Source organism: Halomonas sp. CH40 (genome assembly GCA_041875495.1).
Lineage (GTDB): Bacteria > Pseudomonadota > Gammaproteobacteria > Pseudomonadales > Halomonadaceae > Vreelandella.
In genome coordinates, this window is the sequence record CP112982.1 from 1,514,398 (window position 1) to 1,535,603 (window position 21,206).

General features: G+C 55.3%; 17 protein-coding genes and 3 pseudogenes. 11 read left to right on the plus strand and 9 right to left on the minus strand.

The window, feature by feature from the left end:
• Window positions 1-2: 2 nt before the first annotated feature.
• The 3 genes and pseudogenes from OR573_06900 to OR573_06910 all read right to left on the minus strand — a co-directional run bounded on the left by OR573_06900 (window position 3) and on the right by OR573_06910 (window position 2,216).
• Window positions 3-545 (minus strand): annotated as a pseudogene (locus OR573_06900) (transposase family protein).
• Entirely contained in the window at window positions 524-1,135 is a 612-nt protein-coding gene (locus tag OR573_06905; GenBank protein ID XGA81353.1) for a tyrosine-type recombinase/integrase, read from the minus strand. Before OR573_06905 ends, OR573_06900 begins: the two are co-directional and overlap by 22 nt.
• A gap of 63 nt (window positions 1,136-1,198) precedes the next feature.
• Window positions 1,199-2,216 (minus strand): IS630 family transposase gene (locus tag OR573_06910; GenBank protein XGA81354.1). Its coding sequence is split into 2 segments (ribosomal slippage): window positions 1,199-1,825 and window positions 1,827-2,216, totalling 1,017 coding nucleotides; the frame shifts between segments, so codons are not numbered across the junction.
• A gap of 515 nt (window positions 2,217-2,731) precedes the next feature.
• On the opposite strand from OR573_06910, the gene OR573_06915 reads away from it, so the two are divergent.
• Complete coding sequence (locus OR573_06915) at window positions 2,732-2,962, plus strand: hypothetical protein (GenBank protein XGA81355.1); 231 nt, start codon at window positions 2,732-2,734, stop codon at window positions 2,960-2,962.
• A 339-nt stretch (window positions 2,963-3,301) separates the two neighbouring features.
• A complete protein-coding gene (locus OR573_06920) occupies window positions 3,302-5,077 on the plus strand; it encodes a DUF4209 domain-containing protein (GenBank protein ID XGA81356.1) in 1,776 nt (591 codons plus the stop codon).
• 413 nt (window positions 5,078-5,490) lie between these two features.
• Here OR573_06920 and OR573_06925 read toward each other — a convergent pair whose 3' ends face one another.
• The 3 genes and pseudogenes from OR573_06925 to OR573_06935 form a co-directional block, all read right to left on the minus strand.
• The gene (locus tag OR573_06925) at window positions 5,491-5,901 is read right to left on the minus strand and encodes a rhodanese-like domain-containing protein (protein XGA81357.1); all 411 of its coding nucleotides are present in this window, start codon (window positions 5,899-5,901) and stop codon (window positions 5,491-5,493) included.
• A gap of 184 nt (window positions 5,902-6,085) precedes the next feature.
• Window positions 6,086-6,643: a rhodanese-like domain-containing protein gene (locus tag OR573_06930; protein ID XGA81358.1), complete on the minus strand. Its 558-nt coding sequence runs from the start codon at window positions 6,641-6,643 to the stop codon at window positions 6,086-6,088.
• A gap of 68 nt (window positions 6,644-6,711) precedes the next feature.
• Window positions 6,712-6,840 (minus strand): annotated as a pseudogene (locus OR573_06935) (IS3 family transposase).
• Window positions 6,841-7,112: 272 nt separating this feature from the next.
• On the opposite strand from OR573_06935, the gene OR573_06940 reads away from it, so the two are divergent.
• The 9 genes and pseudogenes from OR573_06940 (at window position 7,113) to OR573_06980 (ending at window position 16,315) form a co-directional block, all read left to right on the plus strand.
• The gene (locus OR573_06940; GenBank protein XGA81359.1) at window positions 7,113-7,475 is read left to right on the plus strand and encodes an NADH-quinone oxidoreductase subunit A; all 363 of its coding nucleotides are present in this window, start codon (window positions 7,113-7,115) and stop codon (window positions 7,473-7,475) included.
• A 50-nt stretch (window positions 7,476-7,525) separates the two neighbouring features.
• On the plus strand, window positions 7,526-9,298 hold the full coding sequence (locus OR573_06945) for a hypothetical protein (GenBank protein ID XGA81360.1): 1,773 nt from the start codon (window positions 7,526-7,528) through the stop codon (window positions 9,296-9,298).
• The gene (locus OR573_06950) at window positions 9,295-10,191 is read left to right on the plus strand and encodes an NADH-quinone oxidoreductase subunit H (GenBank protein ID XGA81361.1); all 897 of its coding nucleotides are present in this window, start codon (window positions 9,295-9,297) and stop codon (window positions 10,189-10,191) included. Before OR573_06945 ends, OR573_06950 begins: the two co-directional genes overlap by 4 nt.
• Complete coding sequence (locus OR573_06955) at window positions 10,191-10,727, plus strand: NADH-quinone oxidoreductase subunit J (protein XGA81362.1); 537 nt, start codon at window positions 10,191-10,193, stop codon at window positions 10,725-10,727. Before OR573_06950 ends, OR573_06955 begins: the two co-directional genes overlap by 1 nt.
• Window positions 10,724-11,035: an NADH-quinone oxidoreductase subunit NuoK gene (nuoK, locus tag OR573_06960; protein ID XGA81363.1), complete on the plus strand. Its 312-nt coding sequence runs from the start codon at window positions 10,724-10,726 to the stop codon at window positions 11,033-11,035. Before OR573_06955 ends, nuoK begins: the two co-directional genes overlap by 4 nt.
• Window positions 11,032-12,933: a proton-conducting transporter membrane subunit gene (locus OR573_06965; protein ID XGA81364.1), complete on the plus strand. Its 1,902-nt coding sequence runs from the start codon at window positions 11,032-11,034 to the stop codon at window positions 12,931-12,933. The genes nuoK and OR573_06965 overlap by 4 nt, the downstream gene beginning before the upstream one ends.
• Window positions 12,934-12,948: 15 nt before the next feature.
• On the plus strand, window positions 12,949-14,418 hold the full coding sequence (locus OR573_06970; GenBank protein ID XGA81365.1) for an NADH-quinone oxidoreductase subunit M: 1,470 nt from the start codon (window positions 12,949-12,951) through the stop codon (window positions 14,416-14,418).
• Complete coding sequence (locus OR573_06975) at window positions 14,418-15,770, plus strand: NADH-quinone oxidoreductase subunit N (GenBank protein ID XGA81366.1); 1,353 nt, start codon at window positions 14,418-14,420, stop codon at window positions 15,768-15,770. The genes OR573_06970 and OR573_06975 overlap by 1 nt, the downstream gene beginning before the upstream one ends.
• 404 nt (window positions 15,771-16,174) lie before the next feature.
• Window positions 16,175-16,315, plus strand: a pseudogene (locus OR573_06980) (AEC family transporter).
• On the opposite strand, the gene OR573_06985 reads toward OR573_06980, so the two are convergent.
• The 3 genes from OR573_06985 to OR573_06995 form a co-directional block, all read right to left on the minus strand.
• The gene (locus OR573_06985) at window positions 16,300-17,529 is read right to left on the minus strand and encodes an EAL domain-containing protein (GenBank protein ID XGA81367.1); all 1,230 of its coding nucleotides are present in this window, start codon (window positions 17,527-17,529) and stop codon (window positions 16,300-16,302) included. The pseudogene OR573_06980 and the gene OR573_06985 sit on opposite strands and share 16 nt — an antisense overlap.
• An 86-nt stretch (window positions 17,530-17,615) precedes the next feature.
• Complete coding sequence (locus OR573_06990) at window positions 17,616-17,816, minus strand: hypothetical protein (GenBank protein ID XGA81368.1); 201 nt, start codon at window positions 17,814-17,816, stop codon at window positions 17,616-17,618.
• A 1,258-nt stretch (window positions 17,817-19,074) separates the two neighbouring features.
• Window positions 19,075-21,180 (minus strand): diguanylate cyclase, encoded by a 2,106-nt coding sequence (locus tag OR573_06995; protein ID XGA81369.1) that lies wholly within the window; start codon window positions 21,178-21,180, stop codon window positions 19,075-19,077.
• Window positions 21,181-21,206 lie beyond the last annotated feature (26 nt).

Consider the following 21,206-nt stretch of genomic DNA (forward strand, 5'->3'; position numbering starts at 1 on the left):
TGCTTGCGCTGCATATCGAGGAACACGGTGACGTAACGATGCCCGCGTCGGGACGCGGTTTCGTCCACGCCAACCATGGTCACATTGGACAGATCCAGCTCTCCCAGCATGCGGTTCACGTAGTGGTGCACGATGCGCCATAGTCGTTTGTCGGAAATCTCCAACTGCCGGGAGACAGCCAGCACTGGCATCTCCTTGACGAGCGACATGGCCGCCTGCTCGAACAACAGGGTAAAGTCACTGCCGGGCCGCGCCCAGGGCACCTTTATGCGTTTGACGCCATGTTCAGGACACTTTGTACGAGGGACGCGAGCATGCAAGTAACAATGGTGCTGAAAGAAGTTCAGATGTCGCCAGGTTTTGTCAGCAAAGTCGTGGGCTTGGCAGGCCTTACCGCACTCTGGACAGGGATAGAGGCTGCCACGCTCCGCCTCGACATACAGCTCCAGGCGGTGAGGCGACACAGCGGTATCCAGGTGCTGATCCTTGAGAATCCAGGGCGCTTCCAGGCCAAGGCCGAGTGTTAAAATCTGGGTGCCGTCCATGTCGTACCTCCTGCTAATATGGAGGCAATATTCTGGCTCAGCTCAGAGGGCGAATTCCACACCCAACGACGAAGAGCCAAGTTTTTCGTACGACGATATATCAGTGACGCTTTGGTGCGGCGCATCGTGTGCGTGCCATAAATTGACGCATCTAAACCTATTTCGGTGACCCAGGCTTTCACGATACGGGCATATTGGCGCGTGGACAGATGCTTTGCGCTATTAATGCGGCTGGGAAACAAGAAGTCTTCGCTTCTGAGTTGAGCAAGCTTTATCCAGTCCACAATAGCGACACGGGTTTGCTCGGTTATTTCGAACTGGACAGGTCTATGTGTCTTTTGCTGCATCACAATGGCTCGTGGGGATATGCACGCACCATGGGCTATATCCCGTACTCGTAAATTGACGAGGTCGCAGCCTCGTAATTTGCTATCGATGGCTAAATTGAAGAGGACGAGGTCTCTTGTCTTATTGGCAATCTGTAGACGCACACGGATGGCCCAAATATCTCTAAGGCGCAGTGGAGCCTTCTGGCCAACCAGCTTACCTTTATTCCAAGGTGTACATGAGATTTCATTCGTAACGTTCATGGCATGATCCTCCAGGTGGAGGTTAAAGAATGGCTCAATTCACGCTCGTCATGTGCTAAGTGCCTATTCAAAATTAATCGCGTGCAAAACTCCATAGCCGCCGAGTAGGCGATGAACCTCATTGCAGAGGCGGTCAAACGAAAGGTAGGCGCTTAGCGGCAACCATGCATACTTCATCTGCTTCCACAAAATCTCAATCAGATTCAGCTCTGGCGAGTAAGCTGATAGGTAGATCAGATGCACACGATGCGACATCCATTCCACTATTTTTCTTCTGAAGGCCATGGAGCGATGCATACTGGCATTGTCGAGCACCACAACGGCGAAGGTGTCAGGGTCTTTCTGAGCCACAAACTTGTCGAAGGCTTCGATGACCGTCTCGGCCGTCACTGATTCCGTCGTGGTATGGTAGACAAGCTTCCCTGCACGGCTGAGGAACCCTAATACGTTTAGTCTTCGGCTACGAGAGTAGGCGGTCACTTCGCAGGGTTGACCGACAGGGCTCCACGCGTATGGCACTGACGACGATTGGGAAAAACCCGATTCATCAAAATAGTAAAGCTCGTGCTCGCCTTCGTCTTCCTGCTGCTGAAGCGCCTTAAGAAGGCCCTGAGTATTGCGGAAATCCCTTTCGTTACGCCGTGCCTTCAGTGAATGCCGAATGCGCTTGAAGCTGAGATCATTTTTTTTTCAACGCCCGGCGAAGGGTCACCGTGCTAACTGTCTTGCCAGTCTCTTCCTGAAACCGAGCCTGTAAGGATCGAATCTGATGAGGCTGTTCAACAACCATTTCTTTCAATCGCTGGTAGTCGTGCTCGTCCAGAATAGGTGTCCGACCACTGCGGGGCTTATCGGCGAGCCCGTCAAGCCCCAACGTTTCCCATTGTTTGAGCCATCGAGAGACGGCATCGCGGCGAACCTGCAGAATGTCACTGATCTGGTTGATGGTATGGCTCTGATCACTCAGCAGGATGGCGTGCGCACGTCGACGTAAAGCCCGCTTCTCGCTTTGATGATAGGCCGTGGTTAGTGCCTGCTGTTCAGACTTTGTGAGAGGATCAACAAAGCGACGCCTTGCCATAGGTTTATCCGTGTCAGTGATTTTAAAATCGATGTTACACGGAAATTTATGATCAGGCACTTAAGGTTAATTTACAGTCAGGGTTCGACCCTGAGCGGACATTCCGGAAAATGCAGCAGGTGCGCGAAATTTAATTATACGGCCTGATGGAAATTAATAGCATAAGAATCATAGGCTTGGAAGAAGCTGGTAGGCTGAATTTGCCGGAAAAAAGTGCCAACACGCTCACTCAATCATAGAACGCGCCATCTAATACGCTGTTGAGAGCTGCTGGTGTGCTGCAAAGCCAAGGCGCTAAGCACTAAGAGCCCTGTAAATTTGTTCGTTAGGAGCTTATCTATTGAAAGTTAAAGACATGAGCAAGTCGAAGCGACTGGAGCTATGAGCTGGTTACAAGGGCGCAGTCTTTGCAGAATGAGTTCAACCATTATTGTGGCGGCAAGCAATACTATGTTGAAGACTATGAGGCCGTTAGCTCAGTTTTAGTGTTTTATATTATCTATTAAGGATGGGGTATGAATTTTTTTACAAATGCTTTTAACCTTTTCTTTGGCATCCTCATGTATGGGGGTATGCTTTTGCTTGGTCTAGGTGGGCTGTACTGGCTATGGGTTGCAATACAGATTGGCAGTTTTATGATGTTTGTTGTTGGGCTGTTTCCTCTTTTCTATATTGTAACAGTCCCTGTTGGTGCCTGGTCAATTTTATTCGGAGTGCCTGATTGGGTGTTTAGATTCTTCGGATGAAAGAGGATGACAGCCTCCTGATTCTGAAGCTACAGTGTAGTTATACAGAACAGGAGGCTATTTTTATGTCTATTTTAGACTCGCTTAAGCTTGTTCAACACAACCCGTAGTCTGCAAATAATCCGGTTGTTAATCGTAGGAAAAAGTTGGTTGAATTGGTTCTGGCAAAACGCGCCCGCGCGCGAATTTTAGATAGGTGGCAGAGATATGGTTATACGCATTTAAAATCAATGGGTTGGAAGAAATGTGGTGCGTCGGATAAAACTGTTAAACGCGCGACGTTGTTCATCCAATATCAGGACGCGCAGCCCAATCACTGTTAGATTTCCGGGGTAACGTATGAGCGATGCTGAAGAAGCGGCGGTGATGGTCAATGCGATCGTCGAAAAAGCCCGAAAGGGTGAGTGCGTCTATTGCCACGGCGAGATACTCTCGAAAGCGCGGGATGACGCGACAGCCGAAAAGCTCAAGCCGTACCTCAAGCCGGTTGGTGAAGTCGCTTCGTATCAGTTCCGCCAGTCCAATCCAACAGAACCATTCGATGCCTTGTTTCAGAGCTCAGATAGACGTTCTGCAATTCCGTCAGATTTGGGCGAGGATGATCTAGAACGGTTGCAAGCGATTCTCCCTCACATTCGCAGCATCGAGATTCGAGCTAGGATTTCTGATGTCTTGTGGTTGCGTCAACGACGACCAGAGGATGCAAAGGCTGCGGTTGCGAGCTACATCGAAGCAGCTCATGATGGTTTCGATCTGGACCATTGGACTTTTTCAGCGGAAGCGGCCGAACGCGCTCTACGGCTTGCCAGCTTATTCCGCCGAAAAGAGCCGGATTTGTGCCAATCGGTCGCCAATGTTCTGCTGGGCTGGATAGAGGAGCACTCTGCAACAGGCCAGCGGTTTCTGACCGCAAGGTCAATATCGCTGTTGTTGCAATTTGGCTACGGCGATCCCTCCGATCTGCATCAGCGCGCCACGGCCATTGCGAAAATCGCTCAAGAAGCTTCCGACTATCATCGAGCGGAAGAATACTGGCGCCTGGCCGTTGAAGCAGCCCGGGCAGCGGGTGACGAAGCAGCGGCGAACGGGGCTCAAGTTCAGCTAGCGGAGTCGTACGCTGCATGTGCTCGGATGCACGGCAAATCGGGAATGCTTGCATCACACTGGATGCAGAAGGCGGTGGAAGCGTATAAGGCCGTTCCTGGCTCAAAAGAGACGCGCGAAGAGCTCTATCAGGAACTGCTCAATTTCCAAAAGCAATCTCTCTCAGAGATGGGACAATTCGATCATTCTGTTGATATCACTGACATTTTGAAGGCGACCGTTGAGGCGATGGAGGGGCTCGAAGCCACTGACGCCCTCTTCAAGCTTGCTTTTGGACTTGCGGCACAACCGAACTACGAGAAACTTAGGGCACAAGCGCAAGAGTTGGCGCAAAAATACCCGCTTTCATCATTGTTTGGTGGCGTGCATCTTGATAGAGAAGGCAAGGTGATTGCGAAGTCTGAGGGTAGTTTCCGTAGCGAAGACGGGGTATCGAGCCGAGAGGTCTATCGCCTCGCGGCGCATGAGCACCAGTTCATAGTCATTGGTCAACTAGCTCCCGCGATTGATGTCCTGATCACCGAACACGCCATATCTGAGCAAGACATTTTGTCCGTCGTTGTCAACAATCCTTTTGTGGAGCCCGGGCAAGAGAGGCTATATGCGAAGGCGTTGTGGGCGGGCCTCAGTCGGGATTTCATCGTTGCAACCTCTCTCCTGCTCCCCTTGCTGGAGAATTCACTTCGACACGTACTCAAAGGAGCGGGGGAACGCGTTTCGACACTGAACCCATCTGGGATTCAGGAAGCGCTGAGAATCGGAGCCTTGCTGGATCACCCAAAGACTGAAGAAATCTTCGGGAAAGACGCCGTCGCAGATCTCAAGGGAATCTTGATCGAGAGAACCTACGGAAATCTGCGAAACCAAGTGTCACACGGATTGGTGACATGGGGAACGTTCCAGCAACCGTACTGTGTCTACCTGTGGTGGCTCGTTCTACGGTTCGTCCTGATGCCGTACTACGAAAATTGGGCCACTCAAGAGCGAGGCGATGGCGAGCCGGAAATCTAACAAATCGCTGCAGAGGACGTTTGACCCGCCAGCCAAATGCGCTTCCGCAAAATCGTCTGTCGCCTCAAACGCCACTGAGCTCAGGCGTTAAGTCGCTACATCAGTAATGCCTAAAAGACCGCTCCTGGCCGGCTGCGGAGCTTCACGCTAATCTTATAGAGGTGAGGCTGTTGACGACCCAAAGCGGCCTTTTAGGTGTTTCAAATATACGCCCAAAGCTTTTCACTATGTGCAAAAGTTAAAATGAATGATTTTTGCACATTTCTAAATGCTCATAGGGAGTAGTGGAGAGGTCAGCCACAACACCTTGAAAGGCACTTTGTAATCCAGGGCCAGATTCAAAGAGATAATGGTGGCTTGCTTCAGACCAATGACAGGCTAAGTGTTTTACTCAAGCTACAACACACCGAAAGCTATGCTTTTTCGGTCTCTATTCCGGCATCAGCAAGCTCCTTGAATCCGCCGATGTTAAAGACGGTTTCGTAACCCATGTCCAGGAGCGTTTTTCCGGCGACGGCAGAGCGAATGCCCACGACGCAGTAAACCAAAATCGTCTTGTCATTTTGGAATACCTGACTGTAGTGAGGACCCTCGGGATCGACGCTCAGTTCTAACAGACCACGCGAGACGTTCACTGCGCCTTTGATCTTGCCGCTTTCCTCTACCTCGGACGGGTCACGCACGTCCAATATGAGCACCTCTTCTGAACGAAGCTTCTCTGCTGCCTCGGCGGGTGAAAGCTTCGGTACTACTGCATTGGCTTCAGACAGTAGATCATTAAAACGGACAAGCGTGTTGTTATGAGATTGGCTACCGTTGCTCATGTTCATCTCCAGTTAACGTTCTTATCAGGTGTGGTAGTAATAATCATGATACTAAGTGCGGCCATTAGTAGGCCGGTTCAGAACAGTTCCTGGGCCAGCTTTGCCAGCGCTATTCTCGCTAGGATGCTGAAGAAAATGGCTAGCCAAACCCACAGTTTCTGAGTCAGCAGTGAGTTGCTCATGGCTAGTTCACAGGCAGGCCCGCCGCTTTCCACTCGGGGTAGCCTTCTTCGAAGCGTCGAACCCGGTACCCCAACTGTCGAAGGCGTTGGACGGCTTCATGCGAGAGTGCGCAATAGGGGCCTCGACAGTAAGCAACAATCTCCTTGTCGCGGGGCAGATTGTCGAGCATCGCCTTCAGCTGCTTCAGCGGGATATTAATCGCCTCCGGCAGATGTCCTGCCCGATATTCGTCCTCAGGGCGCACGTCAAGCAGGGCCACCTCGCCGCGCTCCAAGGCGGCCAAAAGCTCACGTCTCGATACGGCTTCCAGGGCCCCACTCGCGTCGTCTTCGGCAAATAGCTGGCTTACCAACCGCTCCATCTCAGCCAGGTTGGTCTCGGCGACCTGCCTGAGCAGCCCCTGCAAGGTGATAATTCGCTCGTCGGTCAGCCGATAAATCATCTGCTTGCCCGAACGATTAGCGATCACTAAACCGGCTCGCCTCAGCTGCTGGAGGTGCTGAGAGGCATTACCTATGGAAAGATCGGCAGCGCTGGACTGCGCTAATCGTTCGAGCAATGCCAAGCGATGACCATTGCCCAGAGCGCGGGCAACTTGGAGTGGTCAAGTAATTTGTGACAACTCAATTAAGCTACTTTTTTCAACTCAACAACCATCGCTGATTCGTAGTCGTTGGGGCTGGTGTAATCCAGCTTCGAATGCAGCCGACGACTGTTGTAAAACATCGCAATGTAATTCAAAACATCTTGCTGAGCTGAAGTGGCTTGGCATCTAGCAGAACAGCCGGTGCCTTATGAGAGCTACAACCGTTATACACCGGGCACGGTGTCTCGGTATGCTTGGGCGTATGGGTGGATGTCCGGTCAACAATTCGCCGCGCAACTTAACGGCTCTTGTTGTAGATAAGGGGCAAGGTATACACATTTTTTGCCAGCATTTTATAGCTCTCAGGAGACCGTAGACCAGAATTTTGCTGGATTCAGCGCTACCCTTATGGTGGGTGGTTGCATGAAATGGAGAACAGTTGATGAATCTTTTGGAACAATATGGCCTGTTACTAGCCTTGACGATCAGCATCGCAGGTACGGTTTTCTGTCTGTACGGGCTTGCTCGCGCGATAGGCCCAACCCGTCAGGAGCCGGGCAAGGATGTGCCGGCGAGTTCCGGAGTGTTGTCGCGGGATCCGGTATGGGGTCGCTATCACGCACGTTACTACGGTTACGCGCTACTGTTTCTGGCCTTCGATATGGAGATGGCTTTCATGTACCCGTGGGCGGTTGTTTACAAGGAAGTAGGAATGGTTGCTTTGCTTGATATGGGCGTGTTTCTGGCCATCCTGTTTCTTGGCCTGCTTTACGGATGGAGCCAGGGGGCTTTCAGGCGGCAATGAGTTCTGATTCAGCAATAAACATAACGGGCGCACGACAGAAATGGCCCTCAGTGCTGCAGAGACTGGTTTCCCGGGCTCTGGCGCATAATCTGGGCTGTCTGGTCGTTCCCGGGCCCGAGATTGCCCTGGCACATGGTCTGGACGTGACCGCGGCAGGCATGCGAACTAGTAATACGCCTCGCGATGCCAGCGTACTCCTGATCGTCGGTGAGCTGTCAGAAAAAATGAGCGATGCTGTGGCCGTGCTCTACGCCCAGATGCCCCGGCCGCGCGCGATTCTCATGGTCGGCGGGCAGGCACCGTCAACTTTACCTGGCGCCGATATTTCTGTAGGTCTGTCGCAAGAGAAGCTGACCGAAGCTGTAGGTAAACTACAGCGCGCATTGGCTGACGGGGCCTTTACCGACTCGCCGGAAGATTTCGACGCTGATGTCCTGCACGCCAAAATTGAGTATGTCTGCCCCATGCACCCGGAAGTCGTTAAAGACGAGCCGGGCAGCTGTCCCAAATGCGGCATGGACCTGGTAGCCCGCGAAGCCGGGGAATCGACGCCCGATCATGATCATGAACACCATCATGACGAACACCAGCACCACGGCCCCGAGCACGAGCATGATTACCATGACCACGGTGACGGGAACGAACACGACCATTCACAGGAAAATACCGGAACCGAATATACCTGCCCCATGCATCCGGAAATCGTCCGGTACGAGCCGGGTAGCTGCCCCAAGTGCGGGATGGATCTGGTAGTCCGTGAGGACGCTGAAGATGAGGGCGACTCAGATGAGAGCGCCGCGCACGATCATGAAGGCTATGATCACGGCGGTCACGATCATGGTGCCTCGGGATTCATGTCGATGATTGAAGTCACCAAAGACCTGCCGCGCAGCGCCGACGGTCTACAGATGGACTGGCTTGAGGTGCCATTCGGTCCGGTTTTCCCTGGCTTGCCCGGTGGTCTGAAGTTGACCCTGACGCTCGACGGTGACGGCGTAACCGAAGGGCTGGCGACCTCCCTGGTGGGTATAACCACCGAAGGTGAAGAGGGTGAAGGGAGTCAGGAAAGCGAAGAGATGAATGCCGATACATTCATCGAGCACTTGTCCTCGGCAGTGCCGCTGGCGCCAGTGAGCTACCGTTTACTGGCATGTCTTGCGATCGAGAAAGCGACTGGGCTGAGTGACGATCAGGCGCTCACTCAGGCCCGTAATAGCGCCCTTGAGCGTGAGCGCATCGGCAGTCATCTTGGCTGGCTCGCTCAGTCAGGGCGCCAGCTCGGCTTCGCCTGGCTGACCCAGCAAGCTTCGACTCTGCAACTGCAGGTCAGAGAGGCTGACCGGGACAGACTTGTGGCCCTGGAACCATCACTGCGGGCATTGGGGGCCCGCCTTGAACGAACGCCTTTGCTTAAATCGCGGCTTAAGGGTATTGGCGTACTGCCAGCCGACTCTTATGACCTGCGCGGCCCAGTATCGCGTACTGCGGAAGAAGGCGGGGATGCCTGGGCGCGCCTGTGGCAACGTCTGGCCGAGGTAACTGCGAGTCTTGACCTGATCAAGGCGAGCGGCGAACCGGAGCTGCCATCCCTACGCGACATCGGCGATGTATCAGGAACCGGTGAGGCAACCGTTGATACGCCCCGCGGCGAAGCCCGGTTAAGTCTGAAACTGGAGCATGGAAAGGTGAAATCCTACAAGCTGGACACCGCGTGCAGTCACCATATCGACCTGGTCCCGAAGCTTGTTGAGGGCCAGGAACTGGGCGACGCGCTATTAGCGGCCGGATCGCTCGACCTCTCGCCCTGGGAGGTGATCTCGTGACCGTCGCCATCGTTCTGCTGGCATTGTTTGGTAGCGCCTGGCTGCTGGCCGTCATCGAGGGCTGGATGGTCACTGGCCGCCTGAGTCCGGCGGCGCCACTGTTCAGCGGTCTGGCGCACCTCGGCCGTGAGTCCATTCTGCCTCGTTCACCAGACCGGGTCTTCTTCGAGGCGGCGCCGGTGCTTCTTCTGGTTGTCGCGGTGCTGGGTATGGCGGTCCTGCCGTTGGCGCCGGACCTGATCATTGCAGACCTTGGCACGGGCGCTCTGTTCATCAACGCGGCCCTGGCTTATGTGCTGGTCGCGGTGATCATGGCGGGCTGGGGGCCGGACGGCGCCTACGCGATGATCGGTGGCTGGCGCTTTCTGGGCCAGCTTATTGCCTATTCCATGCTTATTGTCATGCCGATCACGGCCGTGGCCATGCGCGCCGAATCCCTGTTGAATACCGCGATCGTTGGCTCCCAGGCGGTGCTATGGAACATCGTCTACCAGCCCCTGGGCTTCGTGCTGTTTTTCATTGCGGCCATGGCATTGGCATTCCGTGCGCCTTTCGATCTGCCTACCGCAGAGGGAGAGCTTGGCGGGGGCGTGGACGCCGAGTACACCGGGGTGCGCCTGGCAGTGCTTCGTCTGGCCCGACTGACCCTGGTGGTTACCCTGGCTTCGGCGACTACCGTGTTCTACCTCGGCGGCTGGCATGGGCCGCTGCTGCCACCTTGGGCCTGGAGCCTGATCAAGACCCTCGCCGTCGCCGTGTCTATGCTGCTCGTTGGTCGCTACCTGCCACGCATTCGCGAGGCAGATCTGATGCGGTGGTGCTGGATACTGGGGATTCCCCTGGCACTGCTCAATATCATTATTGTCGGTTTACTGATCCTGGTGGTTCCCTAATGTACGCACAGGCTTTTTTCGTTACCGTTTTCGGACTGGCCGCGATCGGCTTCGGCGTGGTGGTGTTTCGCACCTCCTCGATGGTCCGTTCCGCGCTGGCGCTGCTGTTTTCCCAGACTGCCGTCGGCTGCATGTTTCTGGCGATGCAGACCGAATTTCTGGGTGTACTGCAAATCATGATGATGGCCACGGAGATGAGCATCATGGCCATCTTCATGGTTATGTTCATGATGGATCCCGGTGGGCTTGGCGGTATGGACATGAGCCATCAAAAACGTTTTTCGATCGGTGCTGGGGGGAGTGCCGCCGTTGTTGCAATCGCCGTTGCGCTGCTCTCCAACTGGGGCCCTGCAGCGGAGCAGGTGGTGGACGCAGAAGCGCAAACACGAGCGCTGGGCATGGAGCTGCTCGGGCGCTCGATGATGATCTTCGAAACCGCCGGCATCACCATCCTAACCGCGATGATTGCAGCCACGGCCGTGGCAATACCGGTGCAGAACCTGGCGAGTAAAGACGACAAGGAGGCATCGGAATGACCATAGTTCTGATAGTGGCGCTTGTGACCGGCGCCATCCTGTTTGGTATTGGCGTCTATGGCGCGCTGTCCCAGACCAACCTGGTGATGATTATGATGGGCGTGGAGCTGATGCTGGCTGGTGCCATGGTGAACCTGGTGGCTTTCTGGCGCTTCCTGCACCCGGAAGCCTATTCCGGCCAGATGTTCGTGTTGGTGGTGATGACGGTCATGGCGCTGGAGATGGCGGTCGGCTTTGGCGTTGCTATTACGCGCTTCCGGGCCAAGGGTTCGGTCGAGATGGAAGAAGCGGAGGACCTGAAAGGATGAATGCAGTACTCCTGCCGATACTACCGCCGCTGATCGCCGCCCTGGTCGTGTTGATACTACGCCGTGGGAGCGCTGCGTTGGCCCTGGCTGGAGCGATGCTCAGCCTGGCGGGAAGTCTATGGCTTCTAGCCGAGGTCGTTGATGGTCAGGCCGAAGCTCTACTTCTGCCTGGCCTGCCGGACATGCCACTGCGCCTAGTCGCCGGGCCAATGACGGCGCTGCTGATTGTGGCGGTAGCCACGGTGGCAATGTTCGTGCTGATTTATGCCGTCGGCTATATGAAGCGGGAATCCGGTCAGACACGCTTCTATGCCGTGATGTCAATGTTCCTGGCGGCTATGCAGGCGCTGGTGCTGGCGGGCGACTGGATTCTTCTGCTGGCGGCCTGGGAACTGATCGGCCTGTGCAGTTACCTGCTGATCGGCTTCTGGTTCCAGCGTCTCGAAGCCGCGAACGCAGCCAGCCGCGCTTTTCTCTATACTCGCAGCGCCGATCTCGGGCTTTACGTAGCGATATTCATACTCATCGGGTCCGCAGGGACCAGTGAGATTGCCGCCTCTCTGGAAGCTGGCGGTGGTGCGTCCACCATTGCCGGGCTTCTGTTGCTGCTGGCGGCGATGGGCAAGTCGGCCCAGGTTCCCCTGCAGGACTGGCTTATGCGCGCCATGGCCGGCCCGACGCCGGTCTCGGCGCTGCTGCACTCGGCCACGCTGGTGGCGGCAGGCGCCATTCTGCTGATCCGGTCGACCCCGCTGCTGACTCCTGAAGCGCTTTTCGCTGTCGGGCTTGTCGGTGGTATCACCACGGTGGCAGCGGGGGGCATTGCGCTGGCTGAACGTGATCTCAAACGTCTGTTGGCTGCTTCCACGGCCAGTCAATACGGCCTGATGCTGATCGCAGTGGGCGCCGGGGTTCCGCTTGCCGCGTTGTTGCATCTGCTCGCTCATGCTGTCATTAAAAGCACCCTGTTTCTTGCCGCCGGTGACTTTCAACATGCCCGCGAGGGTACCGCTTTCGATCAGTTGACGGGCGTTGCCCGAGACCGACCCTGGGCCTTTGCCAGCTTTGCACTGGCAGCGCTGGCACTGGCTGGCATCCCGCCTTTGAGCGGGTTCTTCTCCAAGGATGCGGTAATTGCTGCCGCGCTGTCGGGGCAGGGCGCCGTCTGGCTCGGTCTTCTGGCCTTGGTAGGTACTCTCTTAACCGGCGCCTATATGGCCCGGGCTTTGCGGGAGCTATGGCAGGGCTCAGGCAACAGCTGGCCGGTCGAAGGTACTGGCTGGATGCGGGCTGGCATCTGGGGCCTGGCGATACCCGCCGCTATGCTGGGTCTGGCCTTTGGCCCCCTGGAAACAATACTTGATCTGCCCGCTCCGGAAACCGCGGGCATCGTCGCCATATTGCTCGGGCTGGTCGCCGCATTGGGTGGGCTGGCCTTGGGTTGGCTGGTGCCGGTCCAGCGTCTGCTTGGCCCTGCCCATCAATGGGCAGAATCGGGTTTGGTAGTTGCGGGCGGGCTTACCGTCTGGGTAGGTCGGCCCGCAATGGCCGTTGCCCGGGGGTGTGACCGCCTGGAGAGCCATCTTTACCTGGCCGCGCTTGGCGTCGGTCATGCAGTTCTCATCATTGCCCGTGGGGGCCAGCGCCTGGAACAACGTTTTTACTTGGCCGTGCTTGGCGTCGGCCGTGCCAATCTGGCGGTGAGTCGCTGGGTTAGGGGCGGGGATGAGCGCGGTATCGACGGTCTGATCTTCGCCTTGGTGGCCGGTGTGCGGGCACTGGGCGCGCAGGCGAGAACTCTGCAAAGCGGCATGATTCACCACAGTCTGGCGATCAGTGCGGTAGCCACCGCTGTGCTTTTTGTTGTCATCCTGTTTTCAGCTTCACTGAGTTTCTAAAGGAACCCTGTACTCATGTTACCACTAGTATCTCTGACCCTATTTTTGCCACTTGTCGGCGCTGTGCTGATTCTGTGTTTGCCGAAGCCAACGGCGCGGACGGTTCACGGCATCGCAATCGTCAGTGCCGCCCTGACGCTGATCGGCGCGTTGGCCATGTGGCTGCAGGGCGTGGGTGGTGAGGGCTTTTCCCAGATTGAAGAGCTGGAATGGATGCCAGCCATCGGCGCCGCCTACCGTGTCGGGGTTGATGGCATCAGCCTGCCGCTGGTGCTGCTGAGTGCGGTGCTATTCCTGGTTTCCCTGATCTACGCATCGTCGCTTCGTGATCGTCCGCGCGCCTACGTGGCTTTGATACTGCTTCTGGAGACCTCGGCAATCGGTACCTTTACCGCGCTGGACGGGATTCTGTTCTATGTATTCTTCGAAGTTTCTCTGGTGTCGATGTATTTCATGATTGCCGGTTGGGGACACGAGGATAGGCAGCGTGCAGCGCTGATGTTCTTTATTTACACCCTGCTGGGCAGCCTGCCTTTATTGCTCGCGATTCTGGGGCTTTACCTCGGTAGCCCTGATCCTACCTTTGATATGCGGGCCTGGATTGCCAATCCTCCCTTGGAGGGAGCGGCGGCCATGTGGGCGCTGATTGCCATGCTGATTACCTTTGCGGTCAAGATTCCTGCGATACCGTTACACACCTGGTTGCCTGCGGCCCACGTTCAGGCACCGACCGTTGGTAGTGTCATCCTGGCGGGTATCATGCTTAAGTTCGGAACTTACGGGCTGGTGCGGTTCGCCCTGCAAATGACCCCAGACGCTTTCCGCGAGGCCGGAATCGTAGTTCTGTTCTTCGGTGTCGTCAGCGCGATTTACGGCGCCTTTGCTGCCTTGGCTCAGACCGATCTCAAACGTCTGGTGGCCTATACGTCCGTCAACCACATGGGCTACGTGATCGTCGGGGTCTCCGTGGCCGCGTTAACGCTGGACCCGGCGATACGCGCCACGGCACTAGACGGCGCGGTGCTGCAGATGTTCAGTCACGGCTTGGTCACCAGTGCACTGTTCTTTCTGGTAGGAATGATCCAGGAGCGCGCTCATACCCGCGAGATGGGTGAGTTTAGCGGCTTGCTAACAACAGTGCCGCTGCTGGGATGGTTTTTTGTGTTGGCTGCTTTCGCCTCTCTGGGGCTCCCGGGACTGGCGCATTTCCCGGCTGAGTTCCAGATATTCCTCGCGACTCTTGGCACCACTCCCATCGCGGTTGTGGTGATCCTGGGTATTGCCATTATTGCCGGAACTTTTCTCAAGGCTCTGCGTGAAATATTTCTGGGTGAGCCCCGGGATCGCTGGAATAAAATGCCGGACCTGAGCCCACGCGAAATTCTCGCAGTGGCGCCCTTATTGGTACTCACTGTCTCCACAGGTGTGGCGCCGTCCTGGGTGCTTGACGTCATTCACCGGACTACCTCGGCACTGGTGCTGTAATGGGTCATGATCTCGCCTTATTAGCTCCGGAAATTACCGTATTGTTGACGGCGGTTGGTGCCCTGATCGCGGAGATGCTGCGCAGGCCCCAGATTTCCCTGGTCGTTGCCGTTATTGGCCTGTTTGTGGCCACGGGAATGACCCTGCGCCTGCTGGGCACTGATACAACGGTGTTTGACGGCAGCTTCCGCATCGATACGTTGAGTCTCTGGGCCAAGCTCATTTTGCTGCCGGCTACGGTGCTTTCGATGCTGTTGGCGCGGGTGGATGTCCGGGGGAGCGCCCGCGAGGGTACGGTCTACAGCCTGCTGATTTTTTCCACCCTGGGTGCCCTGGTGCTGGCGGGAGCAGGGGACACCATGTTTCTGGTGCTTGGTACGCTGCTGACTGGTCTGGCGACTTTTGCCCTGGTTGCTTATCCGGATACCGATCCGGCGACCGAAGCCGCCATGAAATTCTTTGTGTTTGCTTCAGTCACCACATCGATCATGATTTTTGGCCTGAGTTACTGGTTCGGTGCCTCCGGCTCTACGCTACTCGCCGATCTGCCGGGCATGGAGACGATGCCGCTGGCTGTAATTCTCGGGTTCGTGGCTGTGGTTGTGGGGCTGGGCTACAAGGCATCACTGGTTCCGTTCCACTTCTGGGCACCCGACGCCTACGAGGGTGCACCCTTGTCGATAGCCGCCTACCTGTCAGTAGTGCCCAAGATTGGCGCTCTGTTCGCGCTGACGCAGGTGGTTCGTGAGCTGCCCCCGGAAACTGGCTGGGTGGTCGTCATGGCGGGGCTGGCCGTGCTGAGCATGACCTATGGCTACCTAGCGGCGCTGGTGCAGGATAACCTTATCCGGCTGCTGGCCTATTCATCAATTGCCCAGTCCGGTTATTTCTTGCTAGGCATTCTGGCGGTTGGCTCCAGCGACCTTGCCTTACCATCGATCATTCTGTTCGCTGCCGCGTATGCGGCCATGAACCTGGGCGCTTTCGCTGTTGTCGCTACTACAGGACGGAGTCTGAAAGATTTTGACGGGCTGGGGCGCGGGCGGCCACTGATCGGAATCGCAATGGTGATTTTCCTGTTGTCACTCGTAGGCATACCACCACTGGCTGGCTTTGTCGGCAAGTTTATGCTTTTTGCCGCCGCCATTGATGTCGGGTTTACCTGGCTTGCAGTCGTGGCAATCGTCAACAGTGTACTGTCATTGGCTGTATATCTGCGCATCATTGTGCCGATGTACAGGTTGGGGAAGCCGGCATCCGGTGCAATGGAACCATGGCATAGAGGCGTGGTGATCATGGCATTTGCGGCTACGCTTGTCATTGGCTTGGCTGCCCAGTTTTTACTCGTGTAGGACTGAAAAGTGGGTAACTTCATCAATTATGCGCAAGGTAGTATTTGGCCTTAAAATTAGCGGACTTATCGACGTCAGGTGACAGGGTAGGCGGAGCGTAAAGCCTGGCGGCTCAAAGCTTTGTGCAGCGAACGACCAACTATGAAACTGGAGTGCTTGTAATGAACTATTTAGTAAAACTCTGGGTTCTGATCGCGGGGCTTCACTCGCCTGTCCTCGCTCTCGCTCATGAATCTGGACACATGGGGAATACCATGATGGGTGGGCATATGATGTCGGGTGTAGGAATTATGGGAATCTTGGTCTGGACTCTTGTAGTGGTCCTATTGGTGCTAGGCATTCTGGCATGTATAAAATATCTCAGGAATAAGTAACGAGCCTTGAGTCACAAAGAGGGAAATTACCTGAATTATCTAGTCGCAGAACAGTACAAGCTGTCACCGCATCATGTGGCGTCGCTGATGCTGATCGGCAACCTCGGTAGCTTGGTGGTTATGCCGCTGACATTAGCGGACGCCTTTGCGTGGTTTTATGCGCCGTTATAAGGCAAGGGGCCGGGTTTTCCAAGTAGGTAGCCCTGCATTTTCTGGACGCCGATATGCTTTAACGTGTCGAATTCCTGTTGTGTCTCAACGCCTTCAGCAATCAAGCGACTGCGTGTTTTGGAAGCAAAGCCTACTAGGGCAGCAGCCAATGCCTGGCTTTCAGAGCGTGAGTCAATGTCCCGAGTAAGTGACTGATCCAATTTGATGATATCAGGTGCCAGTTTGAGAATGTGACGAAAGCTTGCATAGCCAGCGCCTGCATCATCAATGGCAAGCTTTAGCCCTTGCGCACGCATATTGCTCAGCGCCTCGTATAGGCCGTCATAGTCATCGACAACGTCATGCTCGGTTATTTCTAGCATCAGGCGATCAAGCGGATAGGGTGCTAGCACTTCGTTTAGTCGGTTCGATACTATGGTATTCGGTGATGCATTAAGAGAAAGGTAGGCTGTATCTGGCAGGGAATTGAAGTGCTTAAGGGCATGCTCTATGGCGGTTATTTCGAGAGTTTCCTGCAGGCCAACCCCTACAGCTTCGTTGAACCATTTGTCTGGAGAGCGTTGGGGATCGGCATTGAAGCGTGTTAATGCTTCATAACCGGCAATACGTTGGTTAAGAATGTCATGCATTGGCTGAAAAACACAGTGCAAAAGATTCTGTTCCAGCACATGGTGGATGCGCGTTTTGATCATTCTATTTTCTTGGCGTTGCTTGTCCTGGTGTTCTAACTGATGGGCAGCAAATTCGGCAAAGACATGCATCATGGACAGGTCACGGCTGTTCAGCGTCGCATCAGGTTGACGATCAAAGCAGCATAAAGTCCCGTAGATACTGCCATCTTGCATACGGATGGGTACACTGAGATGAGCACCAATGGGTAAACTCTGCGTCGCTTTAATGCTTAAGGCTTCGGATTCCTGCTGTGCATCATGGATAAGCTCAGGTAGGCGACCGTCAATAACCCGTTGGCAATAACTGTCTTCGCTGGGACCGCTATCATCAGCGTTAACAGGAATGTTGTCATCAGCTTTGTCGACCAACTCCAGCGCGCGTTGATCGTTTTCAATCCTGGAAATGAAAGCGACGTCCATATCAAAGTGCTTGCGAATTGCTCGAAGCGCTTTGAGTAAAGACGCCTCAGTTGAGGTCGTTGATTCCTGCTCCCAACCTAGTGAAATATTCAACAACGGAGTCTGGCCGTGTGGGTTGTTCAAAACTCACCTCATGATGAAACCTACCAAAACATTTTTATCTTCTTAGCTAACCGAACCTTACTAGCTTTTTGCCTTGAAATTAAGGCTTAGTTGGTTTTTTTGCCAAGTGTGAACAGAACACTGCCAGCAATCAGAAAGACGCCTAAGCCCAGCTCCTGACCCCTGAGTTGCCGCGGATCGAGATTCATCATGATTCTGAGAGAGAAAACTGCCAGTGCGGTTGTCAGTTGCGGCGGATCGGTGATGAGACCAGTGCGAAGCAGGACTACACACCAAGCGTATTTCATGTTGAACGCCACATCTGTTGTAGTAAATAGGTGTGCGATCAGTGTGAGTCACTTATACAGGTGCCGCACCTCGGAACAGTGGCAAAGCCTGGTAGAACAACAGCGAGCCAGTGGTTTATCAGCGCCGCAATTTTGCAAACAGGGGAACATTGCTGATGCCAGTTTCTGCCACTGGCGCAAGCGTTTGTCAGAAAACCCAACGGTGGGTGATGCTTTGGATGCCAGCGACGTCAATTTCTTGGATTTGTCATCACTGATGGGCACGGCATCATCGACTGAGCCAGGCTGAGACATTGTGCTTAGCCTGGGCAATGGGGTCGAACTTCGATTGAGCCAGAGCAGGTGATTGGCCTCGATAGCCAGGCACGCATCTGGTTATGTATCAAGCCCACTGACATGCGCAAGTCTTTTCAAGGCTTAAGCGCCCTGGTGAGGAACCAGTTGAAGTACGATCCACTCAGTGGTCATTATTTTGTCTTCGTCAACCGCCGTAAAACCCAAATGAAAATGCTTTATTGCGGGAACAGCTTGACGCTCAGGCCGGCATCATTCGCCAGCTGACACACTCGCTGGACTGGTTCAAGAAGCAGCCTTTTGGCCCCAAACTCGAAAACAGGGTTACGATATTCCGGTGCAGGATAAGCTGTTCCAGCCGAATTACACGGTTGGTGCGGTTTCGTCCGCAACGCGAACAACGTGCCGAGACCTTCGACTTTCTGGGGTTTACCCATTACTGGGGAAATCTCGACGGAATCGGATGATCATCAAACGCAAGACAGCCAAAGACCAGCTTAAGCGAAGTCTGAAACGCATTGGAGAGTGGTATCGCCGACACAGGCATCTGCCTATTGTCGGTCAGTATAAGATGTTGAGACGTAAGGTTCAGGGGCACTTTTCGTACTACGGTATTCGCGGCAACATGAAATGCCTGAAAGGATTTCGTTACCGCGTAGAGCGTCTCTGGATCAAATGGTTGAGTCGTCGCTCCCAGAAAGCGCATATTGCCTAGGATCAAGGGCATCAGCTATTGCAGCGTCTTTCCCTTCCAATGCCAAGAATCGTGCAATCATACTGAATTTTTCAGCGAAACTGATGGATTGAGGAGCCGGATGCGTCAATCGCGCACGTCTGGATCTGTGGAGGCCAGGTCGAGCAATCGCCCGGTCTCCCTGACTTAAGGTTGCCAGCCAGCTTCCTCATTTGTCCCGAATGGGCCGCAGTCTGCTTCAAGAAAGCCTCGGATCACCTACCTCCTGTGCTAGGCGCCCGGATCCTCGCCATTGACCACCACCCTGTTGCGACCGGTTTGCTTTGCCTCGTAGAGCACGGCGTCCACACGTTTCAGCAACGTATTGGACGTGTCCCCCCTCTGAAAGTTGGTGATGCCCAGGCTGATGGTTAAGGTACCCACTTCGGGAAAGGGCTCGACTTCAATACACCTGCGCAGTCGTTCCGCCTCTCGGGCGGCGTTGGAGGGGCTGGTTTCCGGGAGGAGGGCTACGAATTCCTCGCCGCCCCAACGGGCCAAAAAATCGGACTCCCGCATTTCCCTGGCGAGTCGCTTGGTCAGTTCCACCAGCACCTGATCGCCAACGTCGTGCCCGTAGGTGTCGTTGACCCTCTTAAAATGGTCCAAATCGATCATCACCAGAGCAGTTTCAGTGCCATAACGTGCGTGGCGAGCCACTGCGCGCTCCATCTCCGCATCGAAGCGCTGACGATTGTAGAGGCCGGTGAGGGTGTCGGTGGTGGCCTCCTGCTCCAATAACGCTTCCAGCTGCTTTTGCTTGGCAATGTCCAGCCCTATACCCAGCAGGGAATTCTCACCATTCAGCTTGACTCGCAACCCGTTGAACAAATAAGAGGTATCCCCCTCAACGGTGTTCAGCTTGCTTTCGATCACCACACTGCCTTCCGAAAAGGTTCTGGCGATGGCTCGGGCGACACGAGTTTTCTCTTCCTCCGGGACGAGCGCACAGGCGTCGAGGCCATCGAGCTCTTTGGGGCTGCGGCCCGTCACCGCTTCCATCTGGTCATTCCATTGAACCAGACGGCCCTGCTCATCGAAGAGGTAGAAGATGCCCGGCAAACTGTTCAGAATCGACGCTGAAAGCTCCTTCTCGCGTCGAAGCGAGTCCTCAAGATCCCGGCGCCTGGAGATATCGTGAAGGAAGAAGGAAGTCTGACGGATATCCCCAACATCGTCCCGGTTGACAATAATTACCTGAGAAACAGGAACCTCCTTCCCCTCCCGATCCAGCATCACGGTCTCCCCCTGCCAGGATCCCTCTTGCCAGGCGGTGGGCAGCCCTTCGTTTAAAATCTTTTCCGCCGCCCAAGGCGGATGGATCCACCGCAACGTCCCTTCCAGGCTTTCCGTCTCAGGCGGCAGATCGGATCGATCCCAGCCCGTCTCTGGTTGCCAGCGATCTCGACTAGAGCGCTCGGGTAGCCCCACAAGGCGTGCGCCGGTGGCGTTCAGATAGAGCATGGCACCATCGCTATCGTGCATGGCGACGATGTCCGGCGTGCTGTCCAGGACCGCTGCAAAGCGCCGCAGACTATCTTCCAGCTGGCGCTGTTCGGTGATGTCGTGGACGGTGCCGAACATGCGTAGCGGCTTGCCGTTGGCATCGAACTCCACGTAGCCGCGCTCAAGCACAGTGCGCTCCTCGCCGTCGGGCCGCACTACTCGATGATCCACCTCGTAGGGCTCGCCATTGAACGAGGCTTCGAGCGCTGCCTGCACCTTCGTCCGATCATCGGGATGCACTGCGGCTATGAACGATTCCAAGGTTGCGCCCCACTCTCCCCGGTTCAGACCGAAGATGCGGTAGACCTCGTCGGACCACCGGATTTCGTTGGCGCGGAAGTCGGAGACCCAACTGCCCAGGTGGGCAAGCCGCTGCGCCTCGGCCAGTTCCTGTTTATCGGTGCGCAAGGTCTCGGTCTCTTTGCGGTCGCTGATGTCGCGCACTCTCCCCTGAACCATTACGCCATCCTTCATGACAATCCGGCTCAACAAGATCTCGGTTGGAAAATCGACACCGTCCCACGTGCGGTGACGCCACTCGAAAAAGACCTGCCCCTGGTTCAGGGCCTCGTCGATGAAACCTGCCGCAGCCTCCCGACTGGGGCGACCGTCAGGTTGGTGAGAGGGGGAGAGGTCGCCGGGATGCATGCTCACAAAGGTGGCCATATCAGGCACCCGAAACATGGTCAGGGTCGCAGGATTGCAATCCTGGAAACTCTCTCCCTCAAAAAACATAATGGCGTCGCGGGATTGCTCGAACGCCAACTGGTACTTCCGATATTGCCGGGCCGCATCCGCTTGGGACGTCTCCAGACCGTTGCCATGCGTCATGACTGCTCCTCTATACCGGGTCGGGG